This window comes from Occallatibacter sp. (assembly GCF_049802275.1).
Lineage (GTDB): Bacteria > Acidobacteriota > Terriglobia > Terriglobales > Acidobacteriaceae > Telmatobacter.
Genome location: NZ_JBARMD010000475.1, coordinates 13,711 through 28,158 on the forward strand (window position 1 = coordinate 13,711; position 14,448 = coordinate 28,158).

General features: G+C 56.2%; 14 protein-coding genes. 6 read left to right on the plus strand and 8 right to left on the minus strand.

Annotation, left to right across the window (positions count from 1 at the left end):
• Window positions 1-571: 571 nt before the first annotated feature.
• The gene (locus tag WA354_RS16535) at window positions 572-1,063 is read left to right on the plus strand and encodes a hypothetical protein (RefSeq protein WP_472814125.1); all 492 of its coding nucleotides are present in this window, start codon (window positions 572-574) and stop codon (window positions 1,061-1,063) included.
• On the opposite strand, the gene WA354_RS16540 is transcribed toward WA354_RS16535, so the two are convergent.
• Window positions 1,011-1,172 (minus strand): hypothetical protein, encoded by a 162-nt coding sequence (locus tag WA354_RS16540; protein ID WP_472814126.1) that lies wholly within the window; start codon window positions 1,170-1,172, stop codon window positions 1,011-1,013. The genes WA354_RS16535 and WA354_RS16540 overlap by 53 nt on opposite strands.
• Here WA354_RS16540 and WA354_RS16545 point away from each other — a divergent pair.
• A complete protein-coding gene (locus tag WA354_RS16545) occupies window positions 1,135-3,135 on the plus strand; it encodes a glycoside hydrolase family 2 protein (RefSeq protein ID WP_472814127.1) in 2,001 nt (666 codons plus the stop codon). The two genes, WA354_RS16540 and WA354_RS16545, sit on opposite strands and share 38 nt — an antisense overlap.
• A gap of 101 nt (window positions 3,136-3,236) precedes the next feature.
• Here WA354_RS16545 and WA354_RS16550 read toward each other — a convergent pair whose 3' ends face one another.
• Window positions 3,237-4,232, minus strand: a complete 996-nt coding sequence (locus WA354_RS16550) for an NHL repeat-containing protein (RefSeq protein ID WP_472814128.1) — start codon at window positions 4,230-4,232, stop codon at window positions 3,237-3,239.
• Between the two features lie 350 nt (window positions 4,233-4,582).
• Here WA354_RS16550 and WA354_RS16555 point away from each other — a divergent pair, with 350 nt between their 5' ends.
• The gene (locus WA354_RS16555) at window positions 4,583-5,920 is read left to right on the plus strand and encodes an alpha-L-fucosidase (RefSeq protein ID WP_472814129.1); all 1,338 of its coding nucleotides are present in this window, start codon (window positions 4,583-4,585) and stop codon (window positions 5,918-5,920) included.
• A 419-nt stretch (window positions 5,921-6,339) separates the two neighbouring features.
• Here WA354_RS16555 and WA354_RS16560 read toward each other — a convergent pair whose 3' ends face one another.
• Together WA354_RS16560 and WA354_RS16565 are read right to left on the minus strand one after the other, a co-directional pair.
• Window positions 6,340-7,314, minus strand: coding sequence for an aldo/keto reductase family protein (locus WA354_RS16560; protein WP_472814130.1), 975 nt, complete (start codon window positions 7,312-7,314; stop codon window positions 6,340-6,342).
• A 77-nt stretch (window positions 7,315-7,391) separates the two neighbouring features.
• A complete protein-coding gene (locus WA354_RS16565) occupies window positions 7,392-7,877 on the minus strand; it encodes an NAD-dependent epimerase/dehydratase family protein (RefSeq protein WP_472814131.1) in 486 nt (161 codons plus the stop codon).
• Here WA354_RS16565 and WA354_RS16570 point away from each other — a divergent pair.
• A complete protein-coding gene (locus WA354_RS16570; protein WP_472814132.1) occupies window positions 7,771-8,688 on the plus strand; it encodes an AraC family transcriptional regulator in 918 nt (305 codons plus the stop codon). The two genes, WA354_RS16565 and WA354_RS16570, sit on opposite strands and share 107 nt — an antisense overlap.
• A gap of 320 nt (window positions 8,689-9,008) precedes the next feature.
• On the opposite strand, the gene WA354_RS16575 is transcribed toward WA354_RS16570, so the two are convergent.
• Together WA354_RS16575 and WA354_RS16580 are read right to left on the minus strand one after the other, a co-directional pair.
• The gene (locus tag WA354_RS16575; protein WP_472814133.1) at window positions 9,009-10,088 is read right to left on the minus strand and encodes an alkene reductase; all 1,080 of its coding nucleotides are present in this window, start codon (window positions 10,086-10,088) and stop codon (window positions 9,009-9,011) included.
• 140 nt (window positions 10,089-10,228) lie between these two features.
• Complete coding sequence (locus tag WA354_RS16580) at window positions 10,229-10,603, minus strand: hypothetical protein (RefSeq protein WP_472814134.1); 375 nt, start codon at window positions 10,601-10,603, stop codon at window positions 10,229-10,231.
• Window positions 10,604-10,808: 205 nt separating this feature from the next.
• Between WA354_RS16580 and WA354_RS16585 the strand changes: the two genes are divergently transcribed.
• Window positions 10,809-11,381 (plus strand): TetR/AcrR family transcriptional regulator, encoded by a 573-nt coding sequence (locus WA354_RS16585; protein WP_472814135.1) that lies wholly within the window; start codon window positions 10,809-10,811, stop codon window positions 11,379-11,381.
• A 210-nt stretch (window positions 11,382-11,591) separates the two neighbouring features.
• Window positions 11,592-11,918, plus strand: a complete 327-nt coding sequence (locus WA354_RS16590; protein WP_472814138.1) for a protein kinase domain-containing protein — start codon at window positions 11,592-11,594, stop codon at window positions 11,916-11,918.
• Here the strand turns inward: WA354_RS16590 and WA354_RS16595 are convergent.
• Window positions 11,869-13,461 (minus strand): glycosyl hydrolase family 79 N-terminal domain-containing protein, encoded by a 1,593-nt coding sequence (locus WA354_RS16595; protein ID WP_472814136.1) that lies wholly within the window; start codon window positions 13,459-13,461, stop codon window positions 11,869-11,871. The two genes, WA354_RS16590 and WA354_RS16595, sit on opposite strands and share 50 nt — an antisense overlap.
• A 250-nt stretch (window positions 13,462-13,711) precedes the next feature.
• The coding region (locus WA354_RS16600; RefSeq protein WP_472814137.1) for a beta-xylosidase family glycoside hydrolase at window positions 13,712-14,448 on the minus strand (737 nt) is incomplete at its 5' end.

Sequence of the window (14,448 nt, forward strand, 5' to 3'; positions counted from 1 at the left end):
GATTCGGGATTCGGGTGAGCCCTTTTTAATTTGCAACGCGATCCGGAGAGCGGGCACAAGGTCGAGGTTAGTTGACGTTCAGGAGAGTCGATCCAATGACGCCCTTGAATGTCGCGTTGATATTGGTCTGGCCGTGGCTGGCGCTGGATGCGACGCCGTTCTGATTCAGAACTGCCACGGTCGGAGTCGACGAGGTCCAGGTCGCGCGACCGACGTGATGTCCTGTGTCGACCCACCCTGCTGTGACGATGAAAATGCTCCGTCACAAGCGGCTTGCGACCACGGCATCGGTCTATAGCCAACAGCAAGCTGCTCAGGGATAGTACTTGTCGGCGCAACGGATGGCTCCTTTTGGCGCTTTGAGGCACGCATGGTAACCGTTATTGTGCCCTTATTGTGCCCGCGACCTCTGCCGTGTAGACCTCTGCCCGAATCGGGCATCGGGCTCAATGAGCCCATTGGCCTGAAGTCATCAGTCAAGATGCGACCCCGTCAATCTGTCTTTAACTGGATCATACGGAGGGCGTTATACTCACCGTTGAACAAAGCGTGCGAGGCGGATGCACAATCCATGAAGGCCACCAACCAGCCCACCTCAGAAGCCGATGCGACAAGCGAAGAGCAGCTTGCAGGCTTTATTGAGAAGTTCGACTCAAAGAATGCAGAGTTGATTCGGTCGGTGCGCAAACTATTGAGGAAGCGGCTGCCTACAGCAAATGAGCTGGTTTACGACAATTACAACTTCTTCGTGATTGGATATTGCTCCACCGAGCGACCATCCGATTGCATCCTCTCCATAGCTGCGGGCGCGAATGGAGTTGGGCTCTCCTTCTACTATGGCACCCCGTTACCCGATCCGCATCGGTTGCTCCTGGGCAGCGGCAGCCAAAACCGCTTCGTTAGGATCGACTCTGCGGCGACACTGGCACGTCCGGAGATCGCCGAACTTGTGGCGGCAGCAATCAAACAGGCTGAAAATCGACTCCCAGTGAGCGGCAGGGGTAAGTTAATTATTCGATCGATCTCGAAGAAACAGAGACCGCGCCGTAAAGACTCGAAGTAAGCGTGATACGTAACCTCTCGTCGCATATAGCTGACAAGAGCTCCGCCAGCACATCGTGGTGAGGCCCCATCTTGACCACGGTCAAATCCGATGGATCCGAGTCGTACATTGCGAAGTCGTCGTGGTGCTCGGCGATATTCCGCGCTCGCCTTGCATGCCGAAAAAGCTGTAATCTCGAGGCCGGGGTCTTTCTTCTTATGTTCATGTCTTCGGGGCGCGCGACCAGCTTACGCACGATTCTGCTGGAGAACGCCTTCCTCCTCGGCTTCGTCTTCCTTCTGCCTTCTGCGTCCGGCCAGAAACCGCTGGAAACACTTCTCGTCGGCGTCGATCACCGCGCTGTCACCAGCCTCAACGGAGAATGGCATTACCTCGTCGACCAATCACCCGGACGTGCTCTTTATACCTCTACCGGCGAGATCAACGACAAGTCCTACGCCATGAATGAGCACCCGAACCTCGTGGGAAAGCACAACCAGGAGTATGATTTCTCCACAGCTCCCACTCTCAAAGTTCCCGGCGACTGGAATACCCAGGTACCCCAGCTCTTCAACTATGAGGGTGTCCTTTGGTATGAGCGCGACTTCGAGGCCCAGCCCAAGCCGCGCACCCGCAGTTTCCTCCACATCGGCGCTGCCAATTACCGGTCCCACGTTTGGGTCAACCAGAAAAGGGTCTGCGATCACGAGGGCGGCTACACACCCTTTGACTGCGAAGTCACCGCAGTCCTGCATCCTGGCTCCAACTTCGTTGTGATTGCCGTCGACGCCACTCGTCTCGTCGATGGCATTCCCTCCGTCGGCATCGACTGGTTCAACTATGGGGGCCTTACCCGCGACGTTTCGCTTGTGACCGTGCCAAGTGCTTTCATAGACGACTACGATGTGCATCTTGCCCACGGCCCCAAATTCGACCCAGACAACACTGAGCTCACTGGCTGTGTTCATGTCCTCGATGCTACGGCCGGAACTGCAGTAACCATCGACCTACCCGAAGCGGGTGCCAAGACCACCGTCGGGACCGACGCTGAGGGCAACGCGCACTTCAGCATACGAGTACGCAACCTCATTCTCTGGTCGCCCGAGTCTCCGAAGCTCTATAAGGTACGTCTTACATCCGGCGATGACGAGTTGACAGACGACATCGGTTTCCGCGATATCCGAGTAGATGGGACCCGCATTCTGCTCAATGGCAAGGCGATCTTTCTCCAGGGCGTCAACATGCACGCGGAAGCCCCGGTTCGGGGCGGCCGCGCCTACTCTCAAAATGATGCCGATACAATATTCGGCTACCTCGAGGAGCTGCACGCCAACTTCGTCCGCTTGGCCCACTACCCGCACGACGAGCGCATGGAACGTACGGCTGACCGGGACGGAATCATGGTCTGGTCCGAGATACCCAACTGGCAGCACATCTCATTTGATAAGCCCGAGGTGTATGCCAAGGCCGTCGTAATGCTTCGTGAAATGATCCGCCGCGACCGAAACAAGGCCTCGGTAATCCTGTGGTCCATATCCAACGAGACCCCTAACAATTCAACCCGCACCAGGTTTCTTACCGAACTGGCGAACGAAGCCCGAAGACTCGATCCGACCCGCCTCATCACTTCGGCAATCATCGGCCCACGGCCCAATGGCTTGGAAATGGTGAACAACGATCCACTCTGCGATGCACTCGATGTAATCGGCCAGAACGAGTACATCGGCTGGTACGACATGCCTCCGGAAGACGCCGACAAGGTCAACTGGACATTTCCGCCAAAGCCCGTTCTCATGAGCGAGTTCGGTGCAGAAGCCAAAGTTGGCGATCATGGACCGGTCAACCAACGCTGGACCGAGGAGCAGCAGGTTTACGTCTTCGAGCACCAGTTCGTGATGCTCAGAAAGATTTCGCAACTCCGCGGAACCATTCCATGGATCCTCGTGGATTTCCGTTCGCCCACCCGGAACATCCCAAAGTTGCAGGATGGATACAACCGAAAAGGATTGATCTCAGAAGACGGCCAGAAGAAGCAGGCATTTGCACTCTTTCAGAGAGCCTATGCAGAGCACTCGCTGGGAACGGGCAAATAAGTCGGGATTCAAAACATTCCCTGAGCGTGGTAACCGTCATTTGGCTGGATTGTAGACTCGCGGTTGCGATCCTGGGTGCGGTTGACAATTGTCTGGCTTCCTTATCGAATCGATCCGAAGTGCACATCTTCAGGAGCCGAAGGCGTATCGAGAAACTGGATTGTTGTGGCCGGACCCAGTGCTGCCGGAGCAGTCCATGAATCGAGCGCCCACACTACGTCCTTAGCTGGCGTCAATTCCAGGGCCTGGATCGTTCCAACGCGTTCCTCAGCAGTCGTGCTCCACTCGTTCACCCAGTTATTCACGACGGTATTGCCATTGGGCAACCGCCACGCTTGCTGCAGACTGGCAAAGTGATAAGCATTCGCCTCCGACGGGCTAAACGTCCACACCGTGTCTCCTCTGCGCGTCACTTCTCGCACGCCGATACGGTCGGTGATCAGAATGTTTCCATTCGCCAGCGGAGTGACGCCCCATGGCGCGGTTGCTGGAAATGACCACAATTCCTGGCCGTCTGCGTCGTATTCCACAACCTTGTTCAGATCCATGTGTGCGACCAGCAAGGTCCCATTCGCCGTCAACCGTGCGTGCCGGAACTGCGCATGAATGCTGATCGGATGCTTCACCTTGAGATTGAACTCCTTCTCCACTGCGCCCGTGACAATGTTCACCGCGCGCACCATTGCCGGGTCCCCATTCATAATGAACAGCACATGGTCGTTTCCGATCGGGATGGCGGTATGAATCTCATTGCCCGGCGGTGCGTCGTAGTTCCACACGACCGTCTTCTCAGGAGTAATCTCCGTAACGCCGAATTGATGAGTGAAGAGAATGTTGCCGTTTGATAGCATAGTTGCGTCGCTGATCTCGCCTTTGCCAGACAGGTCGTCGTAGCTCCAGACGATCTTTCCCTGCCGAACGATGATGATCCTGCGGTTATGCGATTCTCCCGCATACATGAAGTCATGAAGAGCCAAATTATTGCCGCGCAGCTGTGTTGACGCGGGGGGCGCAGTTGCTGCCTTGTCGGTCGTTTGAGCAGAATTGGTGCCGGCAATTCCCAGGAATAGTAAGTTGACAACGATCAATCGAAACATGTTCACGCATCCTTAATGCAAGAGGCTTGATAGTTCCGCTTGACTGGAGCGTCACGCGCGCAATCCAATTCCTCACTCCGCGACCGGCCTCGTCAAGTGTTGGATTTTCACCGATGAATACTCTGCAAAAAAACATTGCACTGTCGACCCCAGCCTGTCAAAGACGATCGGATAAAAATGGCGATTTACCAAGGACGAAACCTCGCGAGTACGCAGCGTATTCTTTCCGCAGGTGCAAGAACCATGGATGTGGGCTCGGCGCGCGAGCCCACGCGAGAGTTATGCTGGATAGGTTTCGTTGATCGAGGTACGAGCGAATGTCACTGTCTAGTTCTCAAAAGTCGTTGTGTTTGGCTTTCCTCTTTTTGATTGCCATTGGCGTATTGAATGCCCAATGGGCCCCCCTTGTGTCAGACCCCGACGCTGCGCAGCGTGTTGCCTGGTGGCGCGAAGCTCGATTTGGCATGTTCATTCACTGGGGTGTTTACTCCATCCCGGGACGCGGGGAGTGGGTTCAATGGGCAGAGCAGATTCCAACTGACCAGTACGCTCAACTGGCGGACCAGTTCCATCCCGAGCACTTTGATGCGGATGCCTGGGCAAGCATCGCCAAGGCAGGCGGCATGAAATACATGGTCCTCACCGCGCGCCACCATGATGGATTTGCGCTATTCGATGATCCCGGCAGCAGCTTTACGGCGATGAAATCTGCCGCCCATCACGACTTTGTGGCCGACTATGTCAAGGCTGTCCGCAAGGCCGGGCTCGGTGTGGGGCTCTATTACTCTCCCCTGGATTGGCGCTTTCCCGGTTTCTTTTTCCCGGGCATCTACCGATCCAGCGCTATCGAACTACGCGAGCAATACCAACGGCAGCTGGACGAACTAGCCTCCCACTATGGAAAGTTGGACATATTGTGGTTTGATGGCGGGGGCGATGAGTGGCTTGGATTTGGAGGTGTCGAGTTCACCGGAAGCGGTTGGCAGGCTCGACCCAAGGGCAAGCCATACTCAGGTAACTTCGACTGGGAGGATCGGAAGACGGTCGCACATCTTCGCCAATTGCAACCCGGAATCATTCTGAACGATCGCACCAATGCGCCCGCCGATTTCCGCTCGCGCGAGGGCGACGCAGCACTGGGCGACTTTGACAACCAGCACCCGTGGGAGCTGTGCACAACGATTACGGAAGGCGCTTGGGGCTATCAAGCAAATGCCAAAGTCAAACCGCTGGCCCATCTGCTGGAGTTGCTAATTGGCGCTGCTGGACGCGACGGCAACATGCTGCTCAATGTGGGGCCGCGCCCCGATGGCAGGATTGATCCCGCTCAAGAAGCGCGTTTGCGGGAGATTGGCCAATGGCTCAGTTTGTATGGCGAGGGCATTTACGGCACGCGTGGCGGTCCCTGGCTTCCTGGAACTTATGGCGTCTCCACACATAACGGAAAGATAGTATACGTCCATGTCTTACATCCTCCCCAAAACTCTACCCTGGTGCTGCCGACGCTTCCTGCCCGCATCCTGAACGCAGAAGTGCTGCATGGTAGCGGCGTCCCGTTCCAGCAAACCGCGAAGGTTTTGACGCTCAATTTGCCGCAGGTCCCGCCAGATACTATCGATATTGTTGTGAAACTTGAACTCGCCGAGCCGTGGACAACCAGCGCAGTAGTTCCGGTTCCGGCGCAATAGGCAAAGTTGCGGCCCAATTCAAACAAACATCCTTTCCCGAGTTCTCAACGGCATGTCGTGACTATTTGAAGACTTCTTGTTCGGGAACTCCGAAGTGGTCCGCACGCGAAACACAATCATCAATGGTTTTGAGGATGAACTCTTTTCCGCCACCGTCACCGCATTATGTATCGGCACGTACGCCCTCAGTGATCAAATTTGTCGATTCGGCTGATTGTCCATTCGGCGGTTAGGAGATGTCGCGTTGGGAATTTTTCGCAATCGTACTTCATGTTCCTGTCGGTCATCCAACCGCAATCAAGATTCCACTATGTGATTTTGAAGCAGCTTCAACGCCGAGATTCTTGGTCATGCCACCATCGCCACTTGTAGAGGCCACTGGGAGTCAGGTGGCCGCCAAATTCGAGCATGGGCTTATGTCACTTCCAGACCGCGACGTCTTGCACGATGCCGTTGATCGCTTTCAGGGCCTCTGAGGGTAGCTCGGCACCAACAGCTTTCACATTGTCGGCGATCTGCTCCGGCCGGGATGCACCGAAAATGACAGATGAAACTTCCGGCCGTTTGAGTAGCCAAGCCAGCGACATCTGCGCCATAGTCAAACCGAGATTGACGGCGATGGGTTTGAGCAGAGCTACAGCCTCCAGCAGGTAGTCTGAGCGGTAATGACGGCCTGCTGTCTCCATGAACATGTTCATCCTTGCGTCTGCTGCGCGGCTTCCTGGTGGGGGCTGCGCACCGGCCTTGTATTTGCCGGTGAGAACACCGTGAGCCAGCGGCGAGAAAGCCAGGAAGCCGATGCCATTACGAGCACCCAACTCAAGCACTGCAGCTTCAGGCTTGCGCCAAACGATCGAGTACTGCGACTGGTTTGAGGCGAACGGCGTGAGATGTTCGGTGCCTATAAGCGTTACCGCCGACTGAATCTGCTCGGCACTCCACTCGCTGAAGCCGATTGCGCGCACTTTGCCGGATCGAACTGCGCGATCGAGTGCGGTCAGCGTCTCTTCAAGCGGCGTCTCGGCATCGTAACGGTGGCATTGGTACAGGTCGATGCTGTCGAGGCGCAGGCGTTGGAGCGAATTGTTTAGTTGCTTCTCAATTTGCGCCGCCGAGAGCCCATGGCCCGGATCGTCGCCGACAGGGAAGAAGAGCTTGGTCGCAATCAGATAATTGTCGCGCGGATAGCTTCGCAGAGCCTCGCCGACAATTCTTTCTGCTTCTCCGGCGCCATACTGATTCGCGGTGTCGAAGAGGTTAACGCCGCTTTCGAACGCTGTCTGAACGCAGCGAATGGCTTGTCTGCGCTCGATTCCGCCAGCAATTGTAAGCCAGGTTCCAAAGCTCAAATCTGAAACTTCGAGCGCGCTTTTACCGAGCCGCCGCTTACGCATTTTGCATCACCCGACCCCCTTCGCTTGACGAGTGGATGCTCCCAGCATTGACCTAATTAGGAAACTCCTTAACTCAGTCATCGTGCCACCAGCCTACTCCAGACGCGATCGTGGCCAACTTTCTTGGAGACGCAATTCACGAACCTTTCCAAGAGATGACGACGTCTGCTGTTTAACGCGTCCGGCCATGATCTCGATTCCATTGCTGAAGCGCGAATCGATTCGTCAGTACAGTCCATCAACTGTCCTGCCGACATCAATTCTTCCGTGACTGCCGATCCGATAAAACCCGTTGCACCCGTAACGAATACTCGCATTGGACTTCTCCTTTTTCTGCCCGACCGCCTTCTGGTCCATGGTCCGATGGGCTGTTTCCGGTCCACTGGAATCAACTCTAGAGCTAGAGTTCTGGACTGTATATACTTGGAAGTCCGGTTTCGATTATCAGGAGTCCAAATGGATCCATTGTCACAAATCATCGGCCTCCTCAAGCCGCAAGCGGTCTTTTGGCGCGTCGTGGAGGCACATAATTCATGGACAATCGGCTTTCGCCCCACCAACATTGTGGTGTTCGGCCAAGTCATCGAAGGAGCGTGCCGCGTCGAACGGGAAGACGGCATCGGTTTCGAGCTGGAAGCCGGGGACTTCCTGCTAATGACGGCTCCGCCGAACTGGACGATGGCAGCCTTCGGTGGAGGAGCCACCGCAGTCGACTTCGCAGACGTGATTGAGAATCCGCGCTTAATTCTTTCGCCCACGCATGCGAATCAAATCACGCGGTTCATGGCAGGAAACTTCGCATTCTCACCCGCCAATCGCGATCTGATCTCGACTCTCATGCTGCCCATTGTCAATGTGAGGGGCAACGAGTTTGCGGCGGCTCGGTTGGGCGCACTGCTGGGGACCTTTGGCGAAGAAGCGAACGGAGACCGGCCGGGCCGTTCGCTCGTGTTGGATCGACTCCTGGAACTCATACTCATTGAGGCGTTGCGATATCGCCCCGCCGATATCGTCGAAGGCAGAAGCAGCCTGCTGGCTGGCCTGGCCGACACGCGGATTGGGAATGCTCTTCGCATCATGCACGCCGACACCAAGCGGTCATGGACTCTTGCGGCGCTCGCCCGCGAGGTGGGAATGTCTCGATCCGCGTTCGCATCACGCTTCTTGCAGTTAGTGGGCGTACCGCCCATCGAATATTTGGCCACCTGGCGGATCAGGCTTGCGAAGAGCGCCCTTGCGTCCTCGGAAGTGCCTATGATCGATATTGCCGAGATGGCCGGCTATCAATCGGTGAGCGCCTTCAGTACGGCATTCAAGCGTGTGACTGGCCTCTCCCCAACTCTCTACGTGCAATCTCTTCAGGAAGCAGTTTGAAGGCCGTGTGTCACGCCAAACCAGTCCTGCTACGCGCAGTCTTAGCCAGGCAAGGATTCTGGCTATACGCCAAATAAATCTCTAGTGCCGTATCGACAGCGCTCCGCAGGCAGAGTCTCCTCGTCTGCCTGGAAGCTTGAGGCGGAGCGGTGTTGGTACAATGCACTCACTGATGCCCTGCTCTGCGAATCATGGCAAAGCTGCCCGCTTATGCCTACTCGTATCTACAGGCTCCGCTCGAACCATTTGTAGCGATATCAAAACGCTATATGAGGCGCAAAATCAAACAATGGCGGACGAATATCCTAATGCTGCACGGTTCAGGAGAGCGCGGGATAGCTTGTGTAGCCGGCAGCGTCTCCTCCGTAAAAAGTCGTGGGGTCCGGCACATTCAGCGCGGCTCCGAGTTGCAGCCGCCTTGGTAGATCCGGGTTGGCTAGAAAGGCGCGGCCGTATGCGACAGCGTCGGCATGCCCGGTGCGTAATGCTTCCTCTCCTCTGTGCCCGTCATATCCGCCATTCACAACGTAGAGTGTTTTCCAAAGTGTCCTCAGGCGAGCCGACATGGCGAGATCGTCGTCGCTGCTTCCTTGGCTGTTCTGCGCCGTCTCAACGACGTGGAGGTACCCGAGCCCATAGTCGTTGAGTCTTGCAATCGTGGCGGAGAAGGTTTCGAGAGGGTTGTCGTCCGTCATATCGTTGAAACCACCGGTCGGAGAGACTCGCACGCCGACATGACTGCTGTCCCAGACTTCCAGGACGCGTTCAACCGTTTCAGTGAGAAAGCGGACTCGATTGGACGCAACGCCTCCGTATTCATCGGTTCGCCGGTTTGATCCAGTTTTGAGAAATTGATCGATCAAGTATCCATTCGCTGCATGAATCTCGACGCCGTCAAATCCGGCTTCTTTCGCGTTGGCGGCTGCCCGTCGATAGTCGTCCAAAGTCTCTTTGATCCCGCTCGCTGTCAAGGCAATCGGTTCCGTAACCTGTGCCAGCCCAGTGGCAATCAGCGTCTGGCTGTTGGCACGGATTGCGGATGGAGCTACTGGTTGAGCGTTGTTCGGCAATAAAGACGAATGAGAGATTCGGCCGACATGCCACAACTGAAGGAAGATTCGCCCTCCGCTCTTATGAACGGATTCGACGATTCGGCTCCACGCTCGCACTTGTTCGGGAGAATGAATTCCTGGAGTGTTGATGTACCCTTTGCCCATGGGCGAAATCTGCGTCGCCTCGGTCACGATGAGTCCAGCTGAAGCGCGCTGCGAGTAATAAGTCGCTGCGAGTTTGCTCGGCACGCCATCTGCGTCTGCGCGGTTGCGCGTGAGCGGCGCCATGAAGACGCGATTTTCCAGGACCAAAGATCCAAGCTGAACAGAGTCGAAGAGATTCGCCATTCTGTACTCCTGTTGTTCAACAACGCACTGGGTTGAATGCGATGAGTCGGTGGCGAAGAACCGCTGTCAGGTTCGATGCTGCTGCTCCGCGATCCGACCGGAACGACTGAGTCTAACCCTGTTATTGAGTCGGCAACTCGCTAAGCCCTCTCTGCTCGCAGTTGCTTCCAAACATCAAAAGCAGTGAGCAATCCAAGGAGGAGAACGAGAACGGGAATCACAGGTGGTTTGATACCGAGGGGAAGAACGTTAGCAGGCACCCCAGGCTGCAGGTGGACATAGATTGCCACGCCCATCTGAGTAAAGAGGATGAAACATGCGATCAGTAGGATTTGATCTTTGCTTTTTGCGGTCAGCGATCTCCGAAGCCACGGCGTTAAGAAGAGGACGCCGGTAAGCATTTCCGTCAGCTTGCCCGCGAGAATCGCCTCGTGGGGCAAATGACTCTGCTGAATCTGGATATCAAACCATCCACTGATTGGCTTGAAGAATTTCAGAAATCCGAAAATGAACATCCAAACTCCAAGGAGCAGCGATAAAACTTTACTTAGGCGGCTAGACATCTTCTTTCTCGCTTTCGGAAATCTCGAATTCACAGCGGGGGCCCACGGGGCTCACGATCTACAGCTTCCGTCTATCAAACTTTTATCAAGACAGACCTGTCTGTCTGATACGTTTGAATATAGACAGACTTGTCTGTCTTCTGTCAAGATAAACTCGATGAAGACGCAGAAACAATCCGATCCGCGGGAAAGAATTCTGGACGTTGCCAACCGCCTTTTTTATGCAGAGGGAGTCCGCGCGACGGGCACCGAGAAGATCATGTCCATCGCAGAGGTCGCAAAGGCGACCTTCTATCGGCATTTCGAAAGCAAGGATGCCCTAGTGCTCGCATACCTTCAGAGGCGCGATCAAGCCTTTTGGGATTATCTCTTTAACCCCGCCCGACCAAAGGATCTGCGTGAGGCTCTGGCCAAACTCGACCAAATGGCGAACCGGCCGGATGTCACCAGTTGCCCGTTCCTTCGTATCGCATCCGAATTTCCGGACACTGCCCATCCCTTCCACCGCCAAGTGATCGAACACCAGGACAAAATTCTTGACTATCTAACCGATCTGCTAAAGCCCTTCGCAATCGACAAAAGAGCGGCGGCAGAGAGGCTACTTGCGATCATTGATGGCGCGCTCTCGTTCCGGCTGGTCTATGGTACTTCGAAGAAGGTCCCACTCCTCTCGTCCGCTGAGGCAATTCTCAAAAGCTTTCAGAGCGCGTCAACTCAACGCCGCCGATGATTGGCTGACGCCCGGTTCCGATCCACAATACGAGAGTTACGGAGAGTAATCGCATGGATCAAATCGAAACCACATCGTTCGAGGCAATCAGCAAAACGCAGACGGAAGAATTTGACCTGGTGATCTAAATGAGTTGCTCATCTGGTCGGGTAGTCTTGCTAGGCCACTTCCATACCCCTCACTTCAGGCGACAAACTCGGCCAGTACGAGATCCTCCGTCCAATCGGAGCAGGGGGAATGGGAGAAGTCTTTCGCGCCAGGGACCCGCGCTTGGGCCGCGATGTCGCCATCAAAGTGCTGCCTGCGGGTATGGCTGAGAATCCTGACCGCCTCGCTCGCTTTCAGCGGGAGGCGCGTGCTGTGGCCGTGCTCAAGCATCCCTACCTCGTCACAATCTACTCGGTGGAACACACTGGCGGCACCCATTTTTTCACGATGGAATTGGTAGAGGGGCAGGCTCTCGGCCTGCTGATCTGTGCCGATGGCCTCACCGGACGCACTGTCGATTGCCTGCCGAGGGCATCTCGACGAACGTAATGGTTAAGGGCGCGAACTTGGTTGTGCCTGGCTTCGATGCCTCTCCACGGATCGACAGAAGCGTCCCATCCTGGCCTACCCTCAGTTCCTTGCCATTGAGCAGCACGGTTTGGCTGAAAATATCAGGCGACGAAAGGCTGTATCGTTCTCCGGCAACCGGCAGTTTGAGCAATGCTTCGGAAGTCTCGTCCAGGTTAAGAACCATGAGAGTCACACCGCCGTTTGAATCTTTCATGCACTGCGCGTAAATGCGGACATTCTTTGCGGGCACAACCCCAGGGTCAAGCGATCGAGTTCCCATCGTCCGCTTCCACAGCACAGTGGCCCAATAGTTGGGGCGCGGCTGCAGAGTCTCCTCGTCGAGCATGCCATAGTCGCTACTCGCGAGTGTGTTGTACATGATGCTTTTCACGCTTCTTTGTGCGAGGCTGCCAAACTGGTCTAGCAAACGGAAACTGTCGGCAAAGTCGGCAGCCCAGGTATCCCCGCCGCACGATCCTTCGCCAGTCTCAGTGAGCCAGAGATTCTTCCCCGGCAGATATGCGTCACGCTTCTTCGCATAGAAGTTGTAGACGGTCAGGTTGCGGTCCAGCCACTCAGGAGTGAGCACCTGTGTCGGGTCGGCGCCGCTCACTCCTAGGCAGCGGTGCGAGGGCATGGAATAAAAATGGTACGAGAAGGCGTCGAAGATCGGGCCGGTCGCCCTCATCAAATCGTCCGTGGAAACAATCTCTAAGTGACGTCCGCCCGGCATCGACGGAAGTGGAAGCCCCTCGGCAGCGCTGCCGGGGCCCAGGTAGATTGTTCCTGGTGCCTCGCGATGCAGGAACGCTCCGAAGATCTTTGCGTCCCTGCCGAAGCTGGTTGCATCGTAGCCTTTCGTCACACCGCCGAAGCTAAGCAGGGTGGGTTCGTTCATAAACTCCATCGCTGCTATCTGCCCACCGATCTGTTTTGTGTAGTCAAGCCAGGGTTTGGCTTGCACGGCGGTCCAGACGCCGTTCGCATCACGAGTTCCCGCGCTCGTGGCGACAGAGGCAACTAGGTCGGCATTCACGGCCTTTGCGAAATCGACGACACCCTTCCACTCCGCGCGCGTAAGGACGCCATTAAAGCCTTCGGGCGGACTCTTCAGTGGCGGATCATCGTTGTTCTGGAAATAGGTGGCGTTGCGCCAGGTGCCGCTCACGCGGACGTAGGCTGGACCAAGCTCGGCGGCGAGTTTGCGGAGTTTCGGGTTCGAAAGATCGATGGGCGATCGGTATTGGAAGAGGCTGCTATCGAGACCTGCAGGCTGGTTTCCGGAATGCGTATCGGAGCCACTAGCAGCTTTTTCTGCCGCCGCCTTGTATGGCGCCCAAAAGCGCCCGCCGGTGACCTCGACAGCCTCCACGTTGTAGGAAACGAAGCGGGGATCGACCTCACCTAGAACTTTCATTCTCTGCGGCGACACCGCGGTTTGGGAGGTTGCCGACTGGATGCAGCCGATGGTGAGTGCGCCACCCGCTACCGATAGCTGAAATATGGCTAAGAAGCACTTCATCCTGAACATCCTGAATTTGGAACGACGATTAAGCGTACCACTGGAACGCGGAGTCACCGTCCCATCGATATTGAATGAATCCTGACAGTCCTTCTTTTGGCGCTGTAAGGTACGATCGGGAACCGTTATCAAGCCATATCAAACCCACGACCTCTGCCCTGTAAACCTCTGCCCGAATCGGAATCCGGCTCAATGAGCGACTCGCCCTTGAGGCAACCGTTGAGCTCCGCCCTCGCCGGCGGCGCTCTGTTTATTCCGACCAGATAAAGCGCGTGCCGTCGCTGTCGGCCGGCATGGGACCGGGACTGTCGGCCCGGATATCCACGGTCTGCGGATCGATGCGCAGGAAGCGGTTGGTGACCAATGACATCAGCACCAGTTCGCCTGTCGGCGTTTCAATCCATTGGAAGTTTTGCGCCGTGCCGGACTGGCCGGCCCCAAGCGTCACCCCTCCATCGTTACCGACCGTGACATAGCGTAGGCCCGATCGCAGCGCGACGCGGCCCAACCGGCGGTCGACGATCTCGAACCGCGTCGGGACACCCGAAACCAGTCGCCCATGGCTGGCCGCCAGTCCGGTGGTCACGTGATACGACGCCAGCTGGATCGATCGGCCATAGGGAACGGGCCGCATCAGGCCGTGGGTATGCGGTGGATAGACGTCGATACTGTCGAAATCGGCAAAACCGCCCTCGGCGCCGTTCGTGTTGTAGCTGAACAATCCATAGCGAACGCCCTGAAAGGTGAAGGTCTGGTAGACCAGCACGACCTCGTCGCCGATCGGGGTAAAGGTGATGCCGTCGAACGAATAGCTGAAGCGCGCCCGTTCGGTGAGGAAATCGCAGTCGGCCCGAAGCCAGATGCGCGTCCCGGTCATCTTCACCCGCACCCGCTGGTCGAGGCGCTGGTCATAAAAGATGACGTCGAGTTTGTCGGCGAGCTTTTCGACGCCCAAAGTCGCATAGGGCAGATTGAGCAGCCCCAGGC

What these genes read in the sequence shown, in the direction of transcription:
- WA354_RS16575 (WP_472814133.1), bottom strand. Translation starts at nt 10,088, where the DNA reads ATGGCGAATCTCTTCGACTCTGTTCAGCTTGGATCTTTGGTCCTGGAA.
- WA354_RS16595 (WP_472814136.1), bottom strand. Translation starts at nt 13,461, where the DNA reads ATGAAGTGCTTCTTAGCCATATTTCAGCTATCGGTAGCGGGTGGCGCA.
- WA354_RS16580 (WP_472814134.1), bottom strand. Translation starts at nt 10,603, where the DNA reads ATGTTCATTTTCGGATTTCTGAAATTCTTCAAGCCAATCAGTGGATGG.
- WA354_RS16565 (WP_472814131.1), bottom strand. Translation starts at nt 7,877, where the DNA reads ATGTTGGTGGGGCGAAAGCCGATTGTCCATGAATTATGTGCCTCCACG.
- WA354_RS16540 (WP_472814126.1), bottom strand. Translation starts at nt 1,172, where the DNA reads ATGTACGACTCGGATCCATCGGATTTGACCGTGGTCAAGATGGGGCCT.
- WA354_RS16570 (WP_472814132.1), top strand. Translation starts at nt 7,771, where the DNA reads ATGGATCCATTGTCACAAATCATCGGCCTCCTCAAGCCGCAAGCGGTC.
- WA354_RS16550 (WP_472814128.1), bottom strand. Translation starts at nt 4,232, where the DNA reads ATGTTTCGATTGATCGTTGTCAACTTACTATTCCTGGGAATTGCCGGC.
- WA354_RS16560 (WP_472814130.1), bottom strand. Translation starts at nt 7,314, where the DNA reads ATGCGTAAGCGGCGGCTCGGTAAAAGCGCGCTCGAAGTTTCAGATTTG.
- WA354_RS16535 (WP_472814125.1), top strand. Translation starts at nt 572, where the DNA reads ATGAAGGCCACCAACCAGCCCACCTCAGAAGCCGATGCGACAAGCGAA.
- WA354_RS16585 (WP_472814135.1), top strand. Translation starts at nt 10,809, where the DNA reads ATGAAGACGCAGAAACAATCCGATCCGCGGGAAAGAATTCTGGACGTT.